The organism is Nocardia sp. NPDC003693 (assembly GCF_053981095.1).
Genome location: NZ_JBSFNO010000044.1, coordinates 1 through 22568, shown reverse-complemented (window position 1 = coordinate 22568; position 22568 = coordinate 1). Strand labels below are relative to the sequence as shown.

Sequence of the window (22568 nt, the reverse complement as noted above, 5' to 3'; positions counted from 1 at the left end):
GCCATGCTCGATGCTCGCGGGCCGGCCACTACCGCAATGACGCGGCCAGTCGGCCGGCATCCGCGTCCGCGGCATTGAACACGCGATACCCGTCGGCCGACAATCCCTCGTCGCGCTCGGGATCGGAGTGCTCGACCAGCACCACGCGCCACTGCGGCCATACCGCTTCGACCGGCCAGTAATGCTTGCCGGTCTCGATCCCGATATCGGGCCGGGTCACGCCGAGAGCTTCGAGTTCGGCCAGCAGTGCCACAACCGGAGCCGAGATTCCGACCATCGACTCGCCCCAGGGCCGGTCGGGTTCGGCCGCCCAAGCCGCCACTCCCAGTTTCTCGAACACGGTCAACGCTCCTGCGCGCGAGAGCCTTTCGTGCAGTCGGTCGTTGCGGAACGAGCGCAGGCATCCGTAGCAGGAGGTCTCGACCCCGCAGTCGCACGAGGTGACCCGGCGTACCGCGTGCGAGATGACCAACTCCAGGTGCTCGGCGATCTTCTTCGACGCACCGGCTCCGGCGGGCACGGTATCGAACAGCACGATGCTGCGTCGCCCATCCACACTCCACGACAGTGTGCCGTCGATATCGTCCCGGCTGATCTCCAGCGCCTCGGACGCGCCCTCCAGCAGCGCGTAGAGCACCGAAAGCCAGTTGGACTCGGAGTCCTTGTCGTAGGACATGTCCTCGAAGGTGAATTCGGCGACGTCGGTCTCGTAGCGGTGCGCCAGCGAAACACGGTGCAGCCTGCCGGCACACGATTTCCCGGTATCGGGTCGGTTGTGCGTGGCGCGGCGGGTCTTGCGGTCGGTCACCGCCTCGGCCCAGCCACACCACTCACACAGGCTGAATCCGCCACCGTGCCCCTCGGCGATCACCGCCATCCGGGCGCGAATCCCCGCCCGCGCTTGGATCTGCGTGCCTTCGGTCGCGCACTGATAGGTCCGGGTCACCTCGCCGATCGTCTCGACATAGCTCGCCCCACCCCAGAGCCGTTGCGGCGGTTCGGCTTTCACATCATCGACCTGACTGTCCGCGACGAAACCGAATTCGGGCACCACGCAGGTGCGGATCTGACCGAAGTCCTCACCGCAGCTGGGGCATCCGGCCGACGAGTCCAGCGCATGTCCGCATTCGAACCGGCCGCATTCGCGGCACACCCGGTAGTTCAACTCCTCGAGTTCACGCTTGGGCAGTTTGCGCAGACCACGGGAGGTGAAGACCTTGCCGCCCGCCACGATCTGATTGCCCGGCGCGTAATCGAAGATCGCCTGGCTCAGGTCTCGACTGAGTTCGAGTTTGCGGCCGACCTCCGAATCGCAGTGTGAGGTGCGCAGATCCACCGTATCGACCGGAAAACCGTACTTGGGCAGGATGTTCTTGTTCGCCAGGTAGCCCAGGAGCTGGCGTTCCTCGATGGTGCGGAGCGTATTGCGCAGTCGGCCCGCGAGTGCGAATTTCTCCGCCTGCGCCGCCTCGGCGATCAGCGTGCGGAAGGTGTCCATATCGTCGCGGATATCGCGCTCCGCCAGCTCCAGCAGCTCACACAGCCGGTGCACCCAGGAATCGTTCGCGACCCCGATCGCGGCCGCGACCGATGCGGGCAGCACCGTACTCAGTGCGGCGCGCACGGTGGGCGGAACCGGGGTCAGGAACAGCCGGACCTGCGCGGCGGCCGAATCCTGACCGTCCGGTCCGGGCATGAAGAACTCACCGGCGTGCCGCCAACTCACCTTGTCCCGCTCGAAGCGGAACCGGAAGTACGCCGACAGAGCCACCGAATGCGCGTGCCGCCGGGCGATGCGCTCGTTATCGACCGGAATCCACGGAATCCGCATCTCACCGGCGATCATCGACTCGGGATTCTGGAATTTCGACAAATCGTGCGAGCCACGCTTGGCGAAGGTCAGCACCAGCGCCGCGGACGCGGCCCGGCGTCCCGCGCGCCCGGCCCGCTGCACGTAGTTCGCGGTCTTGGGCGGCATGTTCCGCAGCACCACCGACTGCAAGTCGCCAACGTCCACACCCAGTTCGAACGTCGTCGAGCAGGACAGCACGTTCACTTCACCGGAAATGAAGCGACGCTGAATATCCGCTGCCTCGGTCGCCTCCCACTGGGCGGTGTGCTCCTGCGCGGTCAGCGGAGCCGGACTCAGGGTGCGGTACATGGTCCGGTAGTGGTTGGGGTCGCTGTCCGCAGCGGGCAGTAAGAACTCGACGAGCAGACCATCGCACGATCCGTAGGGGCAGAGTCCGCGAATGTCGTTGGGCGTCAGCCGACGACACGACGAGCACTGATACCAGCGGCAGTCCATGCCGCGGGAGATGCGCAATTGCTCCTGGTCGACCCGATAGAGCACGCCGGCGGTCTTGTGCCTGCTCTCCTCGAAATACTTGTTCGCGCTGAGGAACTTCCAACAGCCCTCCAGCACGAGCCGGGCGTCCAGCGGAGACCCGATCGACTGAAGAAGCTTGCGAACGAGCAGAATTCGGCTGTTGGTCGTCGACGGACCACCACCGGGCAGCCAGCTGATGATGCGGCGCGCGGAGTCCGAATCCATGGACCGCAGGTGAATGAGGGAATTGCGCGGCTCGAAGATCGCGTCCTTGATATCGACATCCGCCAGCAGCGACAACGCGCCCTGGTGCCGAACGGTCCGGACGAGTTCCTCGAACAAACTCCAGCATTCGGATTCGGACAACCCCACTTGCAGCAGGGGTTTGGGCACGGCGAGGCTTTTCGGCCGGAACAGCGAGACCCGCATCAGGCCGAGCCCTTCGAGGGACTGACGTTGTTCCATGGTCATCAACTCGGCCATGACCCACGGATTCACTACCCGCAGCACCGTGCGAGGGGTCACTCGTTCATCGAAATGTCCTGCGTCGATCGCAATCTCGCGCGTCGCGGCCGCCAGATCCGCGACCGAGAGCAGCTCACCGCTGTTGCGTGGGTCCAGCAGCGCCCGGGTCAGATAATGCCTTTCGAGCATTCGACCGTAGGTGCGCGCCAAATAGGGCGCGGCGAACGCGGCCGCCTGCCGCGAATCGGAGAACATCAGCAGTTTGCGACCCTCGCCCACCTGGTCGGCGGTCTCGTCGGCCGCGACCGGGATGTGCTGGTACAGAGCCGTGGTGATCACGGCGGGCGCGGCGTTGACATCGGTGCGCAGCCTGCGGATCACCTGCCGCGACCGCGCACCACATTCCGTGCACGTGCTCATCACCCGCGTCTTCACCGGGTGTTCGCGCACCCGCAGCACCGGACCTCCCGGACACCCCGGCCCGGAACACCGGCCGACGCCGGCTCCCAGCGCACCGCATCCGGTGCACAGCTGGCGCACCTTGCCTGTCTCGGACACCGGATCATCGGAGAGAGTCTGCTCGTCCTCATCGAGCAGACTCTCCACGGTGCCCTCGGTCAGCACCAGCCACCGCACCGATTCCGAATCCTCGCTCTTGGCCGGGCGGAAGAACTCTCGTCCCTGCACGGCATCGACCTGACCGGCAAGATGCACCGCGCCGCAACGCTGACAGGTACCGAACTCGAAGACCGCTCGCCCGGTCTCGGGATCGATCTCGTGGCGGCCCAGGAAAACCCGCGGCGGTCCGTCGGTGAAACTGACGAATGCGCCCTCGGTCGCCCGGACGAACATGTGATAGCGCGCCGACAGCACCGGATTACCTTCGGCGTCATGAACTTTCGAGCCCAGCGCGACCAGCGCCTCGACCTTCTTGGCGGCGACGGCGGTCTCGTCGCCCGGCCACAGCTTCGCGGCCAAAGTACGCACATCGACGGGGCCGCGGGACACCACCGCCTTCACATCGGTAATTCGCTGTTCGGAGTGCAGCGCGTCCGCGTAATCGCCGGTCCGGGAATAGTTTCCCAGCACGCTCAGATCCGCGGCCGGATCGGCCAGACTCAACAGTTCGGCATCGGGAATCGTCCAGGCCGGGATGTCGTGGCGTGGCGCTCGGGTGGCGATCACCAAATCCTGCCGAGCGGGGTCGCCCTCGACGAATTCGAACGGTGCGTCGAACAGGCGGGTGGCGAAATCGGTCGCCTCCGGGCCCTGTGTCTGTTCGGTCTTGCCGGTCAGCGACGCCGATGTCGCGATGCACTGCAATCGCGTGCCCCGCGCGACTCGTTCGCGCAGCCGCCGCAGCAGCAGTGCCACCTCGGACCCCTGCGCGCCGTCGTACACGTGCGCCTCATCCAGCGCGATGAACCGCCAGGTGCCGGCGTACTCGCCGTCGAACAGATCCAGATCCGCCGGTCGCAGCAGCAGGTACTCGAGCATCGCGTAGTTGGTCAGCAGGATGTGCGGCGGGTTCGCCTGCATCTCGGCGCGACTGAGCAATTCGTTCGGCAGTCTGGGCTGCCCCGGATGCAGGGTCTGGAAGAGCCGCTCGGCCTCCCGCGAGTCCTGCTTCGTCTCCCCGGTGTAGCGACCGAAGGTGATCTCCGGGCACGCGGCGAGCAGACCGCGCAATCGCTTCAGCTGATCGTTCGCCAGCGCGTTCATCGGGTAGAGCAGCAGCGCCCGCACACCCGGCCCCAGCGTGCCCGCCGCGTGTTCGGCGAGCAGCGCGTTGAAGATCGGCAGCAGGAAGCTCTCGGTCTTGCCCGAACCGGTTCCGGTGCTGACCACCAGATTTCGCCCGGCCACCGCCTTGCGCACGGCGGTTTCCTGATGCCGGTAGAGCGGCCGGTCCAGGTCGATCGTGGCCGACATGCGCGCAAAACCCGGATGCAGGATGCCTTCGGCCATCAACTCCCGCAGCGAGCTGCCCGGCGCGTACGGCGGTGTCAGCTCCAGCAGCGGGCCCTTCGTCAGCATCGACGTGCTGTCCACCGCGTGATCGAAAGCGGTGGCCAGACCTGGGTCACGAGGTGCGAGCAGGGTTTTCAAGTAGCGCTTGTAGGCGGCTTCGATATCGGCGCCGGCCGCCAGCGGATCGAGTCGTTCGATCATCGTGCTGCTCCGATCAATTCGGGATGAGTCTGGGCGGTCGCCAGGGCCTCGGCGATCAGGAGGTCGGTCACGACCAGGTCCGGGCACAGCTGGGCCATCCGCCCCCACGCCTCCCGCATATCGCGGCCGATCGGCGGGCTGCTACCGAATCGGCCCCGGGCATCGAGCCGGGCGAGGGCCGCCATGGTCAGCGACTGCACCGACAACAGCATCCACGGATGTGCCGCGACGTCGACGCCGTCCAGTGCCGCGTTGCGCCCGTCGATCAGGTCGTACACCAGCGGTGCGACCCGCCTGATCTGCCGTAGCGCCGCGGCTGTTCCGGCGGCCAGGATCTGACTCGCCGGGTCGACAGCCCAGTCGCGCCGGACCCGGAACGCGGCCATGGTCGCGTCGGTCCGGGTGTCCTCGTCCAACAGCGCACCCGGGACCAGTTGCGAAGCCAGATACAACTCTTCCAGCTGCGCGGTGGGCAGCTGATGCAACTGCTCGACCGTGGCGTCGAAGACACCGGCCCGGGCGTTACCCACCCGCCCATCGATGAGTTCGAGCAGCCACGCACCGCCCTGGCTGCGCAGATACCCGACCAGTTGCTCCCATTTCTCCGGTGCGTCGGTGCGCCAGGATGCCCGGTAGGGCAGGCCCGCGATTTCGATGAGACAACCGATCCACGGGTTCACGTGCAGATGCTCGGTGACCACCGCCGAGGCGTACGGGCGCTCGGCGAGACCGGTACGTATCAGCAGCGCGACCATCTCCGCCGCAGGAATCATGCTGCCGCCCAGCATGTCCAGTGCTTCGCGAGCATCGGAGGAGAGCACACCGATCAGCCCGCCGCGCACTATCTCGACTGCCGTACTCGATCGCACCGACGGCAATGCCGCGAGCGCGGCCCACGCCTCGGCCATCGCACCACCGCTACGGGGCGGAGGGCCAACCCCCGCCAGAAAGCGGGACAGTCCCTCGCGCGCGGAGTTCTCATCGCGCATCCACCCCGGCTGTGGGACACGCACCGCGGTGTCCTCGGGGCGTGGCGGCGGCGCCACAGTCAGCCACGGGTCATCCACGAACACCTGGATGAGCAAGTCACCGGCGGAACACAATTCGTCCGGCAGCGGAGCCCGACCGTTGGTGATGGTCAGTTGCCAGGGCGAGAGCCATGGTGCGGTGCCCGCCCAGGCGAACACACCCAGCTCCGCCGAGACACAGTCCTGGAACACCAGATCGCGCTCGTCCACACGAATCGCACCGCACAGCTGGCTGGGCTGCACGCGGGCCATGACGACCGTGTGAGAGTTACCGGCGGGGTCGTCGATTCGTGCGACCACCTCAGCCGAGCCGAGTTGCCGCATCGTATCGGCGAACACCCGGGTGGAGATCTGAAAGACGTTTTCCAGCGGCACATCCGGGGTCTCGACCTGGACGATCTGACCGGCGGCGTTCATGATCGCGAAGTCGGCGGTGACAAACCCGGGCACTTTGGCCGCGACCACGGCCGCGGTTTCGAAATCCGATGGGGTGAGCACCTGGGGCGCGGTTCGCCATTGTGCGGGCGCGCCCACCTCGTCCATGCGGGATTCGAAGTAGGGCGGAGTGATCACCAGGGTGTGAACCGTGTCGCCGCTGCCGATCTCGACGCGCGCCTCCCGACTCTCGGTCCCGAACGTCAGCAGGTCGCGATCCGACCACAGTGGCCTCGCGCAGTCGAGCAGCGTTTCGCAGACGGACAGACCACCGGGCACCGGAACCCGGAAGGTGCGGCTGTGCTCGACGGACAGGCCCTCCGCCATGAAGACGCTGCACCGCAGGTCCGAGCCGAGCGGGCCGGTGACCACGATGTCGTAGAGCCCGAGCAGACCCGGATCGAGGCCGTCGAAGGGGTCGAGCATGCTCTGCTCCGGGCCCGACTCCCACTCTTGGTCGCTCAGCAAATCCGCCGCGCCCGAACGACGTACGCGGACCCGCCACACATGCGGATTCGGGTCCGTGCACGGGGGCAACTCGATGAGCGGCCGCGCCGCATACACCGTCAACCCGCTCCCGCTCGTCACCCCTTCCAGTCCATCCGCCGGCTCGAGCCGGGGAGCGCCTACCGCACGAATCTCACGCGGCACTCCGAGTCGGTTCCCGGCCCGGCCACGCAGCTGCACCACGTTGTGAACGGACAGATCCACCGTGTGCGCCCGCCACCCACGCCAGCCGGTCGGGGTTCGGAGATCTTCATCCGATCGCACCGTGGCGCCGGTCGCCATATCGACGAGATCGACGTCGTTCGGATGCATCGCGAGCACGCTGTCGCGCGGCAGTGCGCTGCGGCGGGGCAGGAGTACGCCATCGAGATCGAACAGCAGCAGCGGATCTTCCTTGTCCACCAGCATTATTCGATGCTCGACGCCCGAACCGTCGTGACGCAGTACCAGATCCCGCGCCGGACGTACGACCGGAAACGGGGTCAGCGGATGCTCACCGTCCTCGGCGATCCCCCAGCCCCGTTCGGCATACACCTCACGAACCTCCCCGTTGACCGCGACCCGCCATGGCAGTTCGGACGCGGTCTCCGGGTAGGGCAGGCGCACGACGACCTGGTCGTCCTGCGTGGAATATCCGATGACGGGCACGTTCCGGCGAATCAGTTGCCTCCGCCCCAGCGAATGTTCGCCGATGCGGTCTATCAATCCGTTGAGCAATATCGTGGGCAGCCCGGTGGTCGCGGAATCCACCTCGAGGTCACTACCCACGTCGGGATGCGCCGCGACGTATTCCAGGAAGTCCAGTATCCGATCGACGATGTCGACCGCCATCTCCCCACCAAGCTGGAGGAAATTTCGCACCGGGACATCGAGCTGATTGAGCCGGTACGCCATTCCGGGTTCGGTGAGCCACTCGAAGACCGCCGCGCCACTGCGCTCACGACCCACTGCCAGGTGGTGCTCGATCACCTGGATCAGATCTCCGAGGCAGTGCACCGGGATGCCGGCGTGCATTGCCATCAGTTGCACGTAGTGCCCCCGGAGATCCGGGAATTCACGCAGCCCGAACCGCTTCAGAAGCGGGCCGAGCTCCGCGCGTAGCGCGTTCTCGAAGTCTTGATCGCGGTCCATCCCCAACTCCGCGAAGAAGCTCTCCCAATAGCGTCCCTGGTCGTAGGCCAAGCCCGCGTGGCCGACCAGAGTGATCAGGCACAGCGCCGGATACTTCCGGATCAAACGGCGCGCCCCCAAGCGCGAGCCGAACCGAACCGCCGTCGCGCCGAAGAGTTCCCGCACCCGGCAGATCTCATCGTCGTCGAGATCGAGTTCGAAAACCATTCGCACCCGGGCCAATTCACGACTCAGCCGGAACTCTTCATCCCCCGCCAAGTCAGCCACGAACGACTGCCCCATGACACCGGCCCTTCCCCCTCGAATCCTGGGGCGACTGTGACACATCCCACCGACAAATTTCCAACCGGAACAACAAATCGAACATATTTGCGAACAGGCGCACTCTCGATCAAACACCAGCCCGAAGGCCGGTATATCGACACCTCCGCACGGGCGTGTGCGCGAGCGGCCGCCGCGACCGGTCAGCTACCAGCATTTCGATGCCGATCGATAATCCCGAATTCCGGCAATGGACAAAGACACGCCCTTCACTCGATCGATTCGCTGCATGGCAACAAGACAGCCACTCCCTACAGCCTGGGGTCGTGCCGATGCACCTGATCGGTGGCAGGCGCGTCGACGGAACGGCGACCGCGCCCACCGCGGTATCGGACGCCCCGGGCCTCACGCCGTCCGAATCGGCCACTGCCCGTCGATATCCCCCACGTCCCGCCCCTTCCGCCGCAACCACGCCGCGAAATCCTCCTGGCGGTCGTGGTGCCAACCGGTCTGCGCGGCCGTCAACTCCGTCGGCGTCAGGGCGCCGAGATCAACGACGTAGCGGGCGGCGAGGATCTCCACCAGTGCCACAGCGGCTTTCGCGTCATGGCCGGCGTCGTGAGCGGAACCGAGCACGGCTCCGTAGTGTTCGCACAGCGCGGACAGCGTCCGCTTCCCCGGGCGGTACCGGTCCAACTCCCGATCCATCACGAACGGATCCGCGATCGGCCCGTGGACCAACGGCGGGTAGCCGAGCCGCTGCCCCTGCCTGTCCAGCACGGTGAAGTCGTAGCTGGCGTTGAACGCCACCACGACATAGCCGAGCGCCCACACCCTTTCGAGTTCCGCACGAAGCTCCGCGTAGCCGAGCGCGTAGTCCACACCCTCCGTGCGGGCCCGTTCCGTCGTGATGTGGTGCACCGCGGTCGCCTCGGCCGGAATCGACACCCCGGGGTCGAGCAGCCAGCCTCGATCGAGCGCCGAATCCGGGAACACCAGGGCGGCGGTGACGATGCGCGCGGTCATCGGATCGGGCGACGTCGTCTCGAGATCTATTCCGGCGAGCGGGCTTTCGGTCCATGGGACGGTCATCGGCGGGAATCTAGTCCATCTCGACCCTGCAGTGACGAGAACCCGGTCGATTGCGCTATCGGCGATCGGCATTCCAGCGTGATCGGCAGCGAAGGATATTGGTGCCGTGCGCCGGAACCGATGAATTGCTCGGGGCAGGGTCGCCCCGCCCGAACGCCTGCAACACCCCGCAGCAGCCGGTCATACCGTACATACCGCGTGACTTTGCGGTGCGAATCCCTGAAACCGCCACGGATCTCGCCTCCGTGTCGGTTAATGTCCAACCGTGGCCGAGATACAGCCGCCCTCCCCTTCCTATCGTGGACCGCGCCGCAAGCGGGCCACCACCCTCCGCGTGCGAGCGACGGTCATCGGCACCGAGCCGGCGCTGACGCGGGTGCTGGAAGTCTCGTCAGAGCTATTCCTCAACGACCTGCACGAGGTCCTGGGGTGGTGCTTCGGCTGGGTCGGGCGCGCCGACCACGAATTTCGTTGCGGCACAGACTTCGACGCAACGGACGCGGAGCGCTACATCTCAGCCGCAGCGGTCGCCCGGGGTGACACCGCACTCCCCGAATCGGAAGTCCGCCTCGACGAAATCCTGCGCGCCCCGGGCGATTCCCTGTACTACTTGTACGACTTCACCGACCCCTGGCCCCACCACCTGATCCTCAACGGCTTCGAACCCCGCACCGCCAAGACTCCCCGCGCCGCCTGCACCGACGGACGGCGAGACTGTCCCGCCGATGTGCCGGGCGGGATACAGCGGTACGAGTACTGGTCCGCCCGCGCCAATCCTCACGACGAAAACGGCTTCGCGGCCTTCAACTACTTGACGCCGGAAGACATCACGACGCAGACCGAGGACTCGGAGCCTACGCCGTTCGTCATCGAAGAGATCAACTATGGACTGGAGAGGCAGTTCGGGTTCGGACGCGATCCGAAATAGGCTACGTATCAGCTGTTTTCGCATCCCCGTCCGTCGTTGTTCCTGTCCAGGTCGTACTCGTCCGGTCCGATCACTCGGACCGGGCCCGTGAAGCCGGGTCCATTGCCGTCGCCACCGAGGCAGTCGACGTCGCTGTTCCTCTCCACGCACGGGTCGTAGGACGGGTGACAGTTGCCGGCCAGCGGAGGCGGCGGCGGGCAGAACTGGGTCGACCCGCTGTTGCACAGAAAGTCGGTGAGCGGATCAGCGGCGGCCTGCATCGGCCAGACGATGGCGAGGGCCACCGCCGCGCACGCCGCGGATCCGAGGAATGAAGCCGAGCTCATCGCTGCTTCCGATCTTCGAGATCCCCTCGATCAATTCCCAGCTATTTCTCGGATCGGGTCAGGTTTCCTCACACCCGATTCCGTTCCCGTTCCTGTCCAGGCGGTACACATCCGATCCGTGCACGCGCACCGGGCCGCGGAGGTCCGCGCAGGTGACGTTGCCGGTGTTCGGCACGCACGGGTCGTAGGAAGGGTGGCAGTCGGTACTGGGCTGGGCGAACACCGTCGAGGTTTCCACCGCGCCGAGCGGAGCAGCGCCGGCCTGGGCCGGCCAGATGAATGCGATGGCAGCGACCGCGCAGGCGGCCGGGCCGAGGAATGAAACTGCTTTCATGATTGATTCCGATCATCCGAAACTGATCTAGATCATTCTCCGGCTACCCAGCAGCAACGGAGCAAACAGAGACCGAATCGTTGGCAGCGAGAACCCCCGCGCACGACGTCCCGTATCCCCCTCCGAGAGGGTCGCGAACGACCGCGGAAACGATCACATCGGAGGGCGCAGTGAGCCACGTGGAGCAGACGGCCGAGCAGTTCGCCGAGCGCATGTTCGGGGCCGCGCTCGGGGCCATCGACATCCTGGCGGCGCACCTCGGCGATCGGCTCGGCTGGTACCGGGCGCTGGCCGAGGGCGGGCCCGCGGACGCGGCGGAGTTGACCGCGCGGGCCGGCGGGGATCGCCGGTACGCGCGGGAGTGGCTCGAGCAGCAGGCGTGCACCGGGGTCCTGACGGTCGATTCGGACGGGCGGTTCGCCTTGCCGAGCGGTGCGGCCGAGGTGCTCACCGATCGCACCAGCCTCAATTACCTTGCGCCTCTTGCCCGGATGATCGCCGGGGCCGGCGTTCAGATGCCCGGGCTGGTGCGCGCGTATCGCGAAGGCGGCGGGGTCGGCTGGTCCGAATTCGGCGTCGACATGCGCGAATCGCAGTCCGACATGAACCGGCCCTGGTTCGAGCGGCGCCTCGCCGCCGACCTCGCGGGCGTCGAAGATCTGCACGCCCTGCTCTCGCGGCCTGGCGCCAAGGTCGCCGATATCGGGTCCGGCGGCGGCTGGTCGTCGATCGCGCTCGCGCGGGCATACCCGGAGCTGACGGTCGACGGCTACGACATCGACGAGCCCTCGGTCGCGATGGCCGCCGAGAACGCCGCGGACCTGGCCGGCCGCGTCCGCTTCCGGCACGCGGACGCGGCCGTCGACCTGCCCGAAGCCACCTACGACGCGCTGTTCGCCTTCGAATGCGTCCACGACATGCCGCACCCCGTCGACGTCCTCACCGGCATGCGCAAGGCTCTGCTCCCGGGCGGCGCGGTGATCGTGATGGACGAGGCGGTCGAGCCGGAGTTCACCGGACCCGGCGGCGAGGTCGACCGCCTGATGTACGGGTTCAGCCTGCTGGTCTGCCTGCCCGACGGCATGGCGCATCCGGACTCGGCCGGCACCGGCACGGTCATGCGGGCCGCGAAGCTGCGCGAGTACGCCGAGAAGGCCGGTTTCAGCGCCGTGGATGTACTACCGATCGAGGACTTCGGCTTCTGGCGGTTCTACCGGCTCACGGTCTGACCGGCCGGTCTGACCGAGGACCAATCGCCGGCGCCGGTCCCTTGCTACCGGCAGATACCCCGTACGCCCGACCTCGCGGCGCGGAACCGCGACAATGTCGCCGGCGGAGTTCGACGTCCGAATCAGGCGCTCCGGGGTCCGATCAGCAAGGCCGCCAACTCGTCCGGCTTCGTGTTCTCGACCCCCACAACCCGGTATCCACCCTCGGCCAACCCGCTGTCCCGGTCGTCGTCCTCACCCTCGACCAGCGCCAGCCGCCATTCGGGCCACACGGCCTCGACCGGCCAGTTGTGCCTGCCGAGTTCGACGCACATCTCCGGTTCGGGGGCGCCGTGTTCGCTCAGCGCGGCCAGCAGCGCGCGGACCGCGGGCGAGACGGGCTGAGTCTCGGCATCCCAGCCTCCGCCCCCGGCGGTCTCGCCACCCAGTGCCGTGTTCCGGAACCACAGCAGCGCGTCACACAGCCGCCGGTACTCGGCGGGATCCTTGAGCGATTTGATCGAGAAGGTCGGGCGCAGGGCGAGTTTGCCCTCCGGGATGTCCACGCCGGCGATCTCGTTGAGGCGCAGGCGGAACTCGTTCCGAAGTTCGTTGCCGGTGAAGGGTTCTCGTACGACGAGGTGCTGAAAGACGATCTCCAGCTTTCCCGGACCGCCGTCTCCAGGATAGAAGGCGCCGGGCCAGATCGGGCCTGCCGATTCGCGATTGAGCATCAAGATGCAGCTGGTGGACTTCGCGCCCGTGCCGTATTCGAGGTGTCCGCCCTGGGATTCCCAGAAGGCCAGTACCTTGGTCACCGCCTCGGCAACCGGGGCCGGATTCTTGTCGGCGAGCTGGGCGAAGAAGCGGGCGCGGCGGTCGACCTCGCTCGCCGTGCCGGGCCGCACGGCAGCGCTCGCGTCGGCCTCGGTCATGCCGAGCAGGTCCGCGAGGTCGCGGACGTTCAACCGCTGGCCGGGAGCGGCCACATTGCGATCGTTGACCGTAATGCCCTCTGTGCGAAGCACATCCACCACATCACCGCGGTCCGGTCCGTCACCCCAGTTGAAGCCCTCCGCGACGCGGCCCGCATGGTCGAGTACACGGTGGGCGTTCGGGTACGCGCGGGTCATCTGCTGGCCGATCGCGATGGGGCTCGAGCCGACCAGTGCGGCCAGGTCACCGTAGGAGGTCCAGGTGCCCGGCGGCAGGACCGAGAGCGCGCGGCGGAGCAGACTCCAGTCGCGGGTCTTCTCCACGCGTTCCACACCGCCGATCGGGCTCGGCCACAGGGTGATCGCGCGGTCGGCGAGTTCGGCTGCCCGCGCGGCGATTTCGGCGGCGCCCCAGGTCGCGGTGGCGGCGATGCGGCGGTTCATCTCCAGGTGGCTGTTCGCCAGCAGGTCTTGCTTGCGCTCGAACGGGTGATTCGACAGGCGTGAGTTCTCAGCGGTGAGGGTCAGATTGCCCAGCGTATGCACGAGCCGCCCGTGCCGGTCGCGGGGCGATTCGCCCTCCGCCGCACCGACTTCCAAAGCCGCCAGCCACTCCGGACCCGGTTCCTGCGGCAGCACGTGTTCGATGGTCAGCTTGGCGTTGACGAAATCGACCGGCTCGGGATGCTCGTAGCTCTCCTCGAGCCGTTGCAACACCAGTCGGCGCTGTTCCCACTTCCCGTACCAGTAGAAGGGTTTCGTCGCGATAGCCTCGCGCAGCTCGTCATCGGTGGCCCAGTAGCGTCGCGGGGCGGACAAGACGTGGCGCAGGCCTTCGACCACCGTCATCCCGTCGGGCAGCTGACCGGGCAGCTCCTGGAAGATGCCGCTCAGGCTCTGGGTCGGGCGCTGGCAGATCATTCGGCGCACCAGGAACGATTCGATGTAGGACAGGGCCAGGACCAGCTCGTCCGACGAGATGACGCCGGTGTCCCGCTTGTCGAGCAGCATCATCAGAACCGGATGCGTCGTCGCGGCCTGCCACTGGTCGATCCGCCGCAGGTACCGCCGCACCTCGAGGTTCGCCTCGTGCTCCGGATCGATGATTCGCCGGAAATGCATTGCCTTGCGGTGCAATTCGCGCACGTATGCCTCGATATCCTCCTCGGTTTCACCGTCCCGGAGGAATCTGCGCTGCTGCGCCGAGTACATGTCCTGCCGGCGGACCCGTACCCCGCCGTCGAGCACCAACTGCAACCACATCAGCTGTTCGAGCTGCTCGTTGCTCAGGCTGCGCTGCATGGGCAGCCAATAGGTCCGATACACCTGCTCGCCGCGCTTGGGCAGGCGCATGAACAGGTAGTTGCGCACCAGGTCCGCCTGCGAGAGCTTGAGCCCGGTGTTGTTGAGCGACTCGAAGATTCGGTGGACGTTGTCGTCCCTATCGGCTACGACCTGGACCAGCGTCAGCCGCGTGGTGATCGCCTTCTCGATGTGCGAGACCTCGCGCGGCTCGGCGGGATCGTCCAGGGCGATCAACGCCTGCCGGAAGTACCGGTACGCCGACCCGATTCGGTCACCGCCGGTGCCGACGTGCGTATTTCGGACGTGCTCGCCGTAGGCGGGCCGGTCGGCCTGGGTGGGAAGGATCCGGAAGTAGCCGTCGTCCTCCTGGAACTTGTTGATCAGATACTGCTCGTTGATCCGCTCCCGCTGCCGCGGATCGGTGTAGTGATCCCGGATCGCCGCGAGCGCCAAACTCAATGTCGTCAGCCGCTGCTGGCCGTCGACGACCAGCCACCGGGAGAAAGCCGCATCGTTCAACGGCGAAGGAGCCAGCACGACCGACCCGCAAAAATGCGTGGTCCCCTCTTCCCCGCCGCGAGCAGGTCCGCCTGCTCACAGATGTCACTCCACAGTTGCGCCAACTGCTTGTCGGTCCACGAATACGTCCGCTGATACAGCGGGATCTGAAACTGCTTCTCCCCCTGCACCAATGCCGCCAGCGTGGTCTCCGACGCCTTCATTCCACCCTCACCCTCACCTTATGCTTCGGTGGGGAACATTACCGGGATCACGGCCGACCGGGCCGGGTTACCGCGGCGGACCTGCACCCGCCACGAACCCGGTCCGGCCATCTCACCGATGTCGATACTCATCCCGCGCGTGCGGCGAGCACCGCACCGCCGCGGCCGGTGCTGACCGACCGGCGGGCGAGCGCCTCGCCATGGTCGGGAGTGGATGCTCCCGCGCGCACGGGGATGAGCCCTGGCCGCTGATCACCTGCCCGGGCACGTGAGCATGCTCCCCGCACAAGCGGGGTGGCAGAGCTACAGCGACAGGTCGGAGGAAGGGCAGGCGAAATTCGCAATCCCGGGCCAGCGATGGTGGTTCCGGGAGGCGGGAACCTATCGCGGCGCGCGGTGGGCTGTGCGTGGTAGGCAGTATTTCTTTGTGGCAGAGCGAAAACGGAGCCGCGCGATGCCTCGGGCGAAGTGCCTTCACCGGCTCGGCCGACGCCGCAGCAGGTCCGGAGCTCAGTGCAGCCGAGCGCTCCCTCGCGGCGGCAGCTCGAAGAACGAGTTGCCCAGGTGCGCGCGGTCGGCCGCGGGGACGTACAGATCCGAGTACTCCCGTAGGACCAAACGGCCGCGGAGTGCCGAAAGGTCTAGATCCCAGTCAAATTGGTTCAGGTACCCGCACCGTTCGCTGGCGCGGACGAGGTCTTCTTCGGCACGAGCGGGGGTCCATCGATTGATCCGGCACAACCGCGCGACGACCTCGTGTTCCACACCCTTCACCCGCGCCAGCCCCGAATGCTGCACCTGATGGCACCCCGGACACACCGCGATCAATCGCTCCAGCCGTTGCACCGCCCGGTCCTCCCGGAACTCGAACACCCACTTCTCATGGCAATCCGGGCGGCTCGAACGGCCGTTGCGAACCGATTGGTCCCCGCAGATTTCGCACCGGTTCCCGGCTGCGGCGCACACGGGGTTGCGCAATCCGTCCCAGACCTCCCTGTCGACGATGCCGCGAATGTTCGAGCCGTGGGTGGTGGGTGGTAGGAGATCGGACCGGATCGCGATCCCGTCGCGGGAGTCGGGCCCGGCAAGTGTGTCTACCGCAATATGGTCTCGCGCGTTGAACACCATGCAACGCAAGATATCTCGAGGCTATGACGGCAATGCCGACCCGACACTCATCGACCCCGTAGCGCCTACGCGAGGAGCCGAGGACGTCGTGGCGAACTGCACCCCGACCAGGTACTTGTCGCGGTGCGCCGCTACCGAGAAGCCACGACCGCCGGTACAGGTGCCGTTACCAGGTCATCGCCAGGAATCGGATTCGGCTACATCGTAAAGCCGTGACCCGTCATCGCGTCGAGCCACACCGCGGCTGACGATGTCGCTCTGAACCGGATCGGCCCAGATCAATTCGAAGTTCGACACCGCGATGCGCGATGCCTCTCAACCTTCATCTCGGCAGCCCCCTTCGGGGTGGTGACGGAGCGATCCGTGCCGGCAGCTCCGAGCCCAGCTCGGCAGCGGCGAGAATCGGGGTCAGCGCCGATTCGGGTAAGTCCGCGCGTTCCCCGAGGAACCGCACCCACTCGGGCAGCAGTTCTACGCCGCGGCGAACCGCAGGGTGCGAATCGACCATGAGCAGGTCGCGGTGGATCGTCACCCGGTGCACCGAGACGGAGGTCAGCGTGTCCGGCAGCGCCTGTTCGGCCCAGCCCCACACCATGTGGGACAGTGCGGCAAAATCCGGCTCGTGGCCGAAGCGGTCGGCAAACCACCGTTGAAATTCCTCTTGCAGACCGATGACCTCGCGCATATCCGCATGGATCGACCCGAACGGCTGATCATGCCACCACAGCCGGATCTCAGCGGTTCGCCGACGCGCCCGGTAATACTCTCGCGAACCGGCTGCAGAACCGGAGTTCAATCCCGAAAAGTCACAGCATCGCAGGCACACGAGGTCGGCCGCGTCCACGACTCGGTATGGGCGGGCTTGGGCGGCATCGGCACCCACGGCCGCTCGCCAGGCGTCGGAGGCTTCCTGGACGGTGTCGTAAACACCGCCCCCGACCACCTCGGCCCACCCGCAGGCATCGATATCGAGCAGGTAGGCGTGCGGTTCGGCATCGCCCGGATAGATGAACTCGGCCACGACACCGAGCCGAGTGCCGAAATAGTCGTTGAGCCGCCACACATCACCGGTCGGGACCGGACTCACCGTCGACGATCCGCCGGGCTCGCACCACATTTCGTCGATCAAGCGTTCCATCTCGGCACCGGCCGCGACCATCAGCAGTCCACCCGCCAGCCAGGCCGCCGCGGCATCGTCCTGATCCTGGGCGGCCGCGTGCACCGCCGCCATGAACAGTTCGACGAACCACCGATCGGCGACGGTCTCCATATCGCCGGTCCCGGTATCGATTGCCCGGCCCAATTGTTCACCGAGCAGTTCCGAGACCGTCTGCTCGAGATCCCGAAGTCTCGGGGACGTGATCACTCGCGATCGGAAGTCGTGCAGCACGGCGCCTATCGCCGACTCGAACCACGGCGGACGCGGTAGCGACCGCTGCGCCCGCACCGATAGTTTCTCCCCCTTGCGCCCACGCTTCCGCGAAACCGGCATGGGAATAACCGTATTCACGAAACGCGTGGATGTTCACGACTACCGAAATCCCGACCGATCTGCCCGAAATGTCATTCGGGCCAACGGAGCGGCAGCGTCGCATGGGGACGGTGGTTGCCGCTGGAACGCCGACCCACGGGACCGCACGGGTCCAGGACGCGATTCCGTGCGCGGACTCAGCGCTCGGATGCCACGCCGATCTGGCAAACAAGCGCATCGAGCGAGTGCAGTCCGGATTGAAAAATACTGCGGCTGAACAGTTTCGACAACTCCGATACTCGATCCGCGGCGGCCGTGAACTCCGTCCGCCAGTGCGCGAATGTCGTATCGTCGGCGGTCACCGGGATGAACTCCAGCGTCGCGTGATAGGCCTGGACACCAAAAGGGTTCTGGACGAACGAGTAACTGTATCGGTGACGCACATCATCGAACGCCTCCAGCCGCTCGACTATCACCTCTCCACCGTGAGTGACTATCCGGCGCCGGGCTTCCGCCACCCCATCCTCGCCCACCGGCCCTGCCTCCGGTTCGCAGCTCGCGATCGCGGGATGCCAGGACAGATCGCCGAAATCCCGCACCCGCGCCCACACCACATCGACGGGCGCGTGGAGAACAGCTGTAGCGAAAGCCATGGTCATCAATCAAACCTTTCGTCACGTGCGAGCACACCCGATTCGCGGCGGCCCTCCACTGCCCAGCCGCGCAAGCTGGACCGGACCGAATTCACGGCACCATGTCGAGGCATGGTTCCGGGACCACCGAGCAAGCACCGACATTACAATGCTGAACACGCATAACAGCACTTGGCAGCCGGTCCAACCCGCACCGAGCTCCGTTCGGACCGATGTTCCCCAACGCTGCGCGGCGCACGATGTGGCGGGCCCACCCGACCCGCTCCCCCGACCCGGGAAATCAGCGCAGGCCGGGCACACGGCTGCCCTCACTCGAGCCAGTCCGCCAAATCGGGTACGTCACGCCGGGCAACGCCCGTGAATCGGGGCGGACGCTTCTCCAGGAACGACGAAATACCCTCGGCTAGATCGGGACTCGTCGACGCGTGCGGGATGGACTTCTTGTCGAGCGCGAACGCCGCCTCGGGATCACCGTGAGCGGTCATGCTGACCAGGGCGCGACGGATCAGCGCGGCCGAGGTCGGCGCGACGTTCACCGCCAGATCCCGGGCCAGGGCGTAGGCGGCGGGGAGCAGTTCCGCCGACGCGTGGGTGCTGGTGAGCAGACCCGCGGCGAGCGCCTCCTGCGCATCAAAAAGGCGGCCGGTGAGCATCCATTCCTTCGCCTTGGCCAGGCCGACCAGCTGCGGCAGGAACCACGTCGAGCCGCCCTCGGGGTACAGGCCGCGGCGGGCGAACACGAAGCCGAAACGCGTGTCCTCGGCCGCGAGACGGAAGTCGGCCGCCAGGGTCATGGAGATGCCGACACCCACGGCCGCGCCCTGGATCGCCACGATCACCGGCTTGTTCGAGTTCACCATCGGGCGGGCGACGCGGGTCGAGGGCTCGTCCCAGTCCGGGTCGGTGACGTCGCCGAGCGAGGGCTCCGCGAAATCCATTCCCACGCAGAAGTAGTCGCCGGCTGCGGCGAGCAGGATCACCCGGACCTCGTCGTCCAGGTCGGCCGCGGTCAGGGCGGCGCCGAGCTCGTCGGCCATGGTCAGGGTGAAGCCGTTGCGGGCGTGCGGGCGGTTCAGGGTGATCGTCGCGATCGCATCCGCGACGGCATAGGTGATCGTGGAGTAGGTGGCCGGATCACCCGGGTTGCCGTCGTCGATGGTCATTGTCGATCTCCCTCGGATTGAGCAAATGGAACCTGAAGCTTCTCAATGCATCATCGTTAGGTCAATCGCCGAGTGAGTTCGGTCCGTCCGGGGAGCCCGGCACACCGCCGCACGCTGGGACCGAGCCGGCCGCTACGGCCAGGAAATACGTTCGCCGAGAACGCTTTCTATCGTCGGCAGGGCGCGCCCGCAGACGCCGCCCTCCACCTTCTCGTCGCCCGGCGGGTCGATGAGGATGAAGACCATCCGGCGCGGATCCTGATAGAGCGTCATCGCCATGCAATCGGTCGTGTCGTAGCCGGAGAGGTCGACGGCGCGGCCGATCCTCGCACCCACTTCCCTACTGCGGTCGTTCGGCGGGGTGATGGTGTAGTCGTCTTTGATCAGGCCGTGGAAGTCGATCTGGAGCACGGGACGTTCACCGCCCCAGTCGCAGCTGATGGTCTTGCTCGGGATGTCGAAGGTGCGATTCGGTGCCAGGCCGGGCGTGCCGGTCATCTGCTCCACCTCGGCCGGGGTCACCAACGTGCAGGGGTCCACGTTGCCGAAGATCGCGAGGACATCGGACTCGGAGCGCACCGCCGCGGTCGTCTCCACGGGCGCCGGAGCCGAATCGGCGTCGGGCAGTTGACCGATCAGCACTGTGCCGACCCGAACGACCTCGGCGCACATGTCCCCCGACGGCTGATCGCCCGTGGCCGGGAGGCCGAACGTCTGGAACAGCGCCATGCCCGTCGACGTCTCGGCGCCGACCGCGCATACCGCGCGCCGGTCCGGATCGAACGACATGGTGAACAGCTTGGCCGGACGGCCGCCGAGCGTGGTGTCCTCGACGGGGGTGTACGACTGCGCGAACATCGGATCCGATTGGAAATCGGCGAGTTTTCGCGGTCCGGTGTACATCGAGAAGGTGCGCCCCTCGGTGGTGGACTGCCAGGCGCAGCCCTTCCACCCGTTGAACTCGACGCCCGTGGTTCCCGGCCGCTTGTCCGCGTCGAGCAGCCCCGCGGGTGTCAGCGCCGCGCTCGGCATCGTGCACGGGTCGTTGTACACGGCCATTCGTTCGTCGACCGCCGCGGCCGGGGAGTCGGTTTCGCCCGTCCCACAGGAAACGACCGCTACCGCGAGCATCGCGATTGCGACGGTCCCCCGCACCCTGCCCAGCCCGTCAACCACCGACACAACCTCCCCTGGAACCGCGCACAAGCCTCACGAACAGCCTGAACGATTGCAGGATGCGGCCGAATAAGCCAATCGGCCGACAGCCGAACGAATGTCGAGAACCGTCAGGACTTCTTGCCCTTCAGGGCGTCGATGTCGACGAGGACGTTGTCGCCGCTGCCGGTCACGACGATCGTCGTGCCGTCCATCCGGACGCTGGTCGGTGTCACGCCGAAGGGGAGGAGGCCGGCTACGTCCACCAGGGCCAGGGGGCGGAGGGCACTGAAGCGGGCCGTTGTTTCGAGGTGGTCCACGGGGAGTTTGTGCAGGACGCGGTCGGCGAGGTCCGAGAGCGGGATCTCCACGCCTTCCAGGGTGGCTTCCACGTCGACCAGGCCGAACTTCTCGTTGCCCACCTGATCCGCCTTGACGACGATCTTGCTGTATTTGCCGGTGGCCGCATGGAGGAGGACCGGGAAGCCCTGGATGTCCACGTGGGGGTCGGAGCCGAGATTCGCGGTGTTGCGCATCGTCTCGGCGGCGGCCTTCTCGGCGTAGGCGGCGGCGCCGAAATCGGCTGCCACGGCGAGGCCGGCGAAGACTATGAGGACCGCGAGAAGAATGCGCACACCGACATCATGTCAAGAGAACGGGATCCGTGAGTGGGGCGGTGGCGGGTTGGTGGGCAGATTCTCAGGTATTCGGGGCGTGGGTGGTGTCGTACCGGTGGGGTATTACTTGGGCAATGCCCGGCGTGAATGGTTCGGGAAACGGTCATTCGGACCGCGGACGCGGGGCTCGACCGTGGGGAGGTGAGGGTGATGGCGTCAGGGGTGGAGCGGGCGCGGGTGCTGGTCACCGTCAAGACGTATCCGGCTACTTCGGAGGCGGACGGAGAGGTCACCGCAGTCGCGGGGGTTCGGCTGGATCGGGGGACGCCGTCGTGGATCCGGCTGTATCCCATGCGGTTTCGGACGGCCGCGGAGTACTCGCGGTTCCAGAAGTACGACATCGTCGACGTCGATATTCGCCGGGACAGCGAGCGCGATCCGCGGCCGGAGTCGTATCGGCCGGACGCGCGGTCATTGACCGTGGCCGGGTCCGTGAAAGCGGATGGGCGGCAGTGGATCAAGCGGCGGGAGATCATCGGGCCGTTGATCGGGGCCACCAGTGCCTGTCAGCTGCTGCGGCCGAACTCGTTGGGGCGGACGGGCGGGGAGGCCGCGCCGTCCATGGGACTCGTCAAACCGTATGTCGACGGGGTGGTGGTCGAGCACGGGTCACCGTGGGCTTCACGACATCTGGCGAAGATCGAGGCGGTCAGTACGCCCAGCCTCTTCGGGGACGAGATCGCGTTGATGGAGCCGATGCCCTTCCGGCTCAGCTACCGGTATCGGTGTACCGACGGTGCGTGCCGCGGGCATGAACAGCTGTGCCTGGACTGGGAACTCGGTCAGGACGGCAGGGCGTTGATACGTGACTACGGGGCCGAGGAGGCCGGGCGCCGGCTGCGCGCGAAGTGGGAGCGCGAGATGTGTGATCCCGGAAGGGATCTCTACTTCTTCATCGGGAATCACGCGGGGCGACGCAGACAGTTCGACGTGCTGGGTACCTGGCATCCGCGGATGCCGGCGAATGTCAGCCCGGATCAACTGACCCTGCTCTAGCTTTCGTGCCCGGAAACGACGAAACCCCCTGACCGAAGTCAGGGGGTTTCGTGAATGATGTTCCGGCGGTGACCTACTCTCCCACACCCTGTCGAGTGCAGTACCATCGGCGCTGGTGGCCTTAGCTTCCGGGTTCGGAATGGGACC

The 22568-nt window shown here is 66.6% G+C and carries 16 protein-coding genes, 1 rRNA gene and 1 pseudogene; 3 read left to right on the top strand and 15 right to left on the bottom strand.

The window, feature by feature from the left end; all coding sequences use genetic code 11:
• Positions 1-28: 28 nt before the first annotated feature.
• The 3 genes from ACWDOP_RS33055 to ACWDOP_RS33045 all read right to left on the bottom strand — a co-directional run bounded on the left by ACWDOP_RS33055 (position 29) and on the right by ACWDOP_RS33045 (position 9420).
• On the bottom strand, positions 29-4966 hold the full coding sequence (locus ACWDOP_RS33055) for a DEAD/DEAH box helicase (RefSeq protein WP_456348188.1): 4938 nt from the start codon (positions 4964-4966) through the stop codon (positions 29-31).
• Positions 4963-8466: a hypothetical protein gene (locus tag ACWDOP_RS33050; protein WP_456348187.1), complete on the bottom strand. Its 3504-nt coding sequence runs from the start codon at positions 8464-8466 to the stop codon at positions 4963-4965. The genes ACWDOP_RS33055 and ACWDOP_RS33050 overlap by 4 nt, the downstream gene beginning before the upstream one ends.
• A 267-nt stretch (positions 8467-8733) precedes the next feature.
• Positions 8734-9420, bottom strand: coding sequence for an exonuclease domain-containing protein (locus ACWDOP_RS33045; protein ID WP_456348186.1), 687 nt, complete (start codon positions 9418-9420; stop codon positions 8734-8736).
• Positions 9421-9685: 265 nt separating this feature from the next.
• Between ACWDOP_RS33045 and ACWDOP_RS33040 the strand changes: the two genes are divergently transcribed.
• A complete protein-coding gene (locus ACWDOP_RS33040) occupies positions 9686-10348 on the top strand; it encodes a plasmid pRiA4b ORF-3 family protein (RefSeq protein ID WP_456348185.1) in 663 nt (220 codons plus the stop codon).
• 8 nt (positions 10349-10356) lie between these two features.
• On the opposite strand, the gene ACWDOP_RS33035 is transcribed toward ACWDOP_RS33040, so the two are convergent.
• Positions 10357-10674: a hypothetical protein gene (locus ACWDOP_RS33035; protein WP_456348184.1), complete on the bottom strand. Its 318-nt coding sequence runs from the start codon at positions 10672-10674 to the stop codon at positions 10357-10359.
• Between the two features lie 58 nt (positions 10675-10732).
• Positions 10733-11008, bottom strand: a complete 276-nt coding sequence (locus ACWDOP_RS33030) for a hypothetical protein (protein WP_456348183.1) — start codon at positions 11006-11008, stop codon at positions 10733-10735.
• A 170-nt stretch (positions 11009-11178) separates the two neighbouring features.
• Here ACWDOP_RS33030 and ACWDOP_RS33025 point away from each other — a divergent pair, with 170 nt between their 5' ends.
• A complete protein-coding gene (locus ACWDOP_RS33025) occupies positions 11179-12237 on the top strand; it encodes a class I SAM-dependent methyltransferase (protein ID WP_456348182.1) in 1059 nt (352 codons plus the stop codon).
• Positions 12238-12359: 122 nt separating this feature from the next.
• Here the strand turns inward: ACWDOP_RS33025 and ACWDOP_RS33020 are convergent, their stop codons facing one another.
• The 9 genes and pseudogenes from ACWDOP_RS33020 to ACWDOP_RS32980 all read right to left on the bottom strand — a co-directional run bounded on the left by ACWDOP_RS33020 (position 12360) and on the right by ACWDOP_RS32980 (position 21383).
• On the bottom strand, positions 12360-14000 hold the full coding sequence (locus tag ACWDOP_RS33020; protein WP_456348219.1) for a GmrSD restriction endonuclease domain-containing protein: 1641 nt from the start codon (positions 13998-14000) through the stop codon (positions 12360-12362).
• 516 nt (positions 14001-14516) lie between these two features.
• Positions 14517-15002 (bottom strand): annotated as a pseudogene (locus ACWDOP_RS33015) (DUF262 domain-containing protein); the annotation flags it as partial.
• Positions 14972-15178 carry a DUF262 domain-containing protein gene (locus ACWDOP_RS33010; protein WP_456348181.1) on the bottom strand — a complete coding sequence of 69 codons (207 nt, stop codon included), beginning with the start codon at positions 15176-15178 and terminating at the stop codon, positions 14972-14974. The pseudogene ACWDOP_RS33015 and the gene ACWDOP_RS33010, both read right to left, overlap by 31 nt.
• 510 nt (positions 15179-15688) lie before the next feature.
• Positions 15689-16306: a hypothetical protein gene (locus tag ACWDOP_RS33005; protein ID WP_456348180.1), complete on the bottom strand. Its 618-nt coding sequence runs from the start codon at positions 16304-16306 to the stop codon at positions 15689-15691.
• A gap of 322 nt (positions 16307-16628) precedes the next feature.
• A complete protein-coding gene (locus ACWDOP_RS33000; protein ID WP_456348179.1) occupies positions 16629-17576 on the bottom strand; it encodes a hypothetical protein in 948 nt (315 codons plus the stop codon).
• Between the two features lie 398 nt (positions 17577-17974).
• Positions 17975-18436, bottom strand: a complete 462-nt coding sequence (locus tag ACWDOP_RS32995) for an SRPBCC family protein (RefSeq protein ID WP_456348178.1) — start codon at positions 18434-18436, stop codon at positions 17975-17977.
• A 302-nt stretch (positions 18437-18738) separates the two neighbouring features.
• Complete coding sequence (locus ACWDOP_RS32990; RefSeq protein ID WP_456348177.1) at positions 18739-19593, bottom strand: enoyl-CoA hydratase-related protein; 855 nt, start codon at positions 19591-19593, stop codon at positions 18739-18741.
• Positions 19594-19725: 132 nt separating this feature from the next.
• Positions 19726-20724, bottom strand: coding sequence for a DUF3558 family protein (locus ACWDOP_RS32985; RefSeq protein WP_456348218.1), 999 nt, complete (start codon positions 20722-20724; stop codon positions 19726-19728).
• Between the two features lie 155 nt (positions 20725-20879).
• Positions 20880-21383, bottom strand: coding sequence for an LmeA family phospholipid-binding protein (locus ACWDOP_RS32980; protein WP_456348176.1), 504 nt, complete (start codon positions 21381-21383; stop codon positions 20880-20882).
• 192 nt (positions 21384-21575) lie between these two features.
• On the opposite strand from ACWDOP_RS32980, the gene ACWDOP_RS32975 reads away from it, so the two are divergent.
• A complete protein-coding gene (locus tag ACWDOP_RS32975) occupies positions 21576-22421 on the top strand; it encodes a hypothetical protein (RefSeq protein WP_456348175.1) in 846 nt (281 codons plus the stop codon).
• Positions 22422-22481: 60 nt separating this feature from the next.
• Here ACWDOP_RS32975 and rrf read toward each other — a convergent pair.
• A 5S ribosomal RNA gene (rrf, locus tag ACWDOP_RS32970) occupies positions 22482-22568 on the bottom strand; the annotation flags it as partial.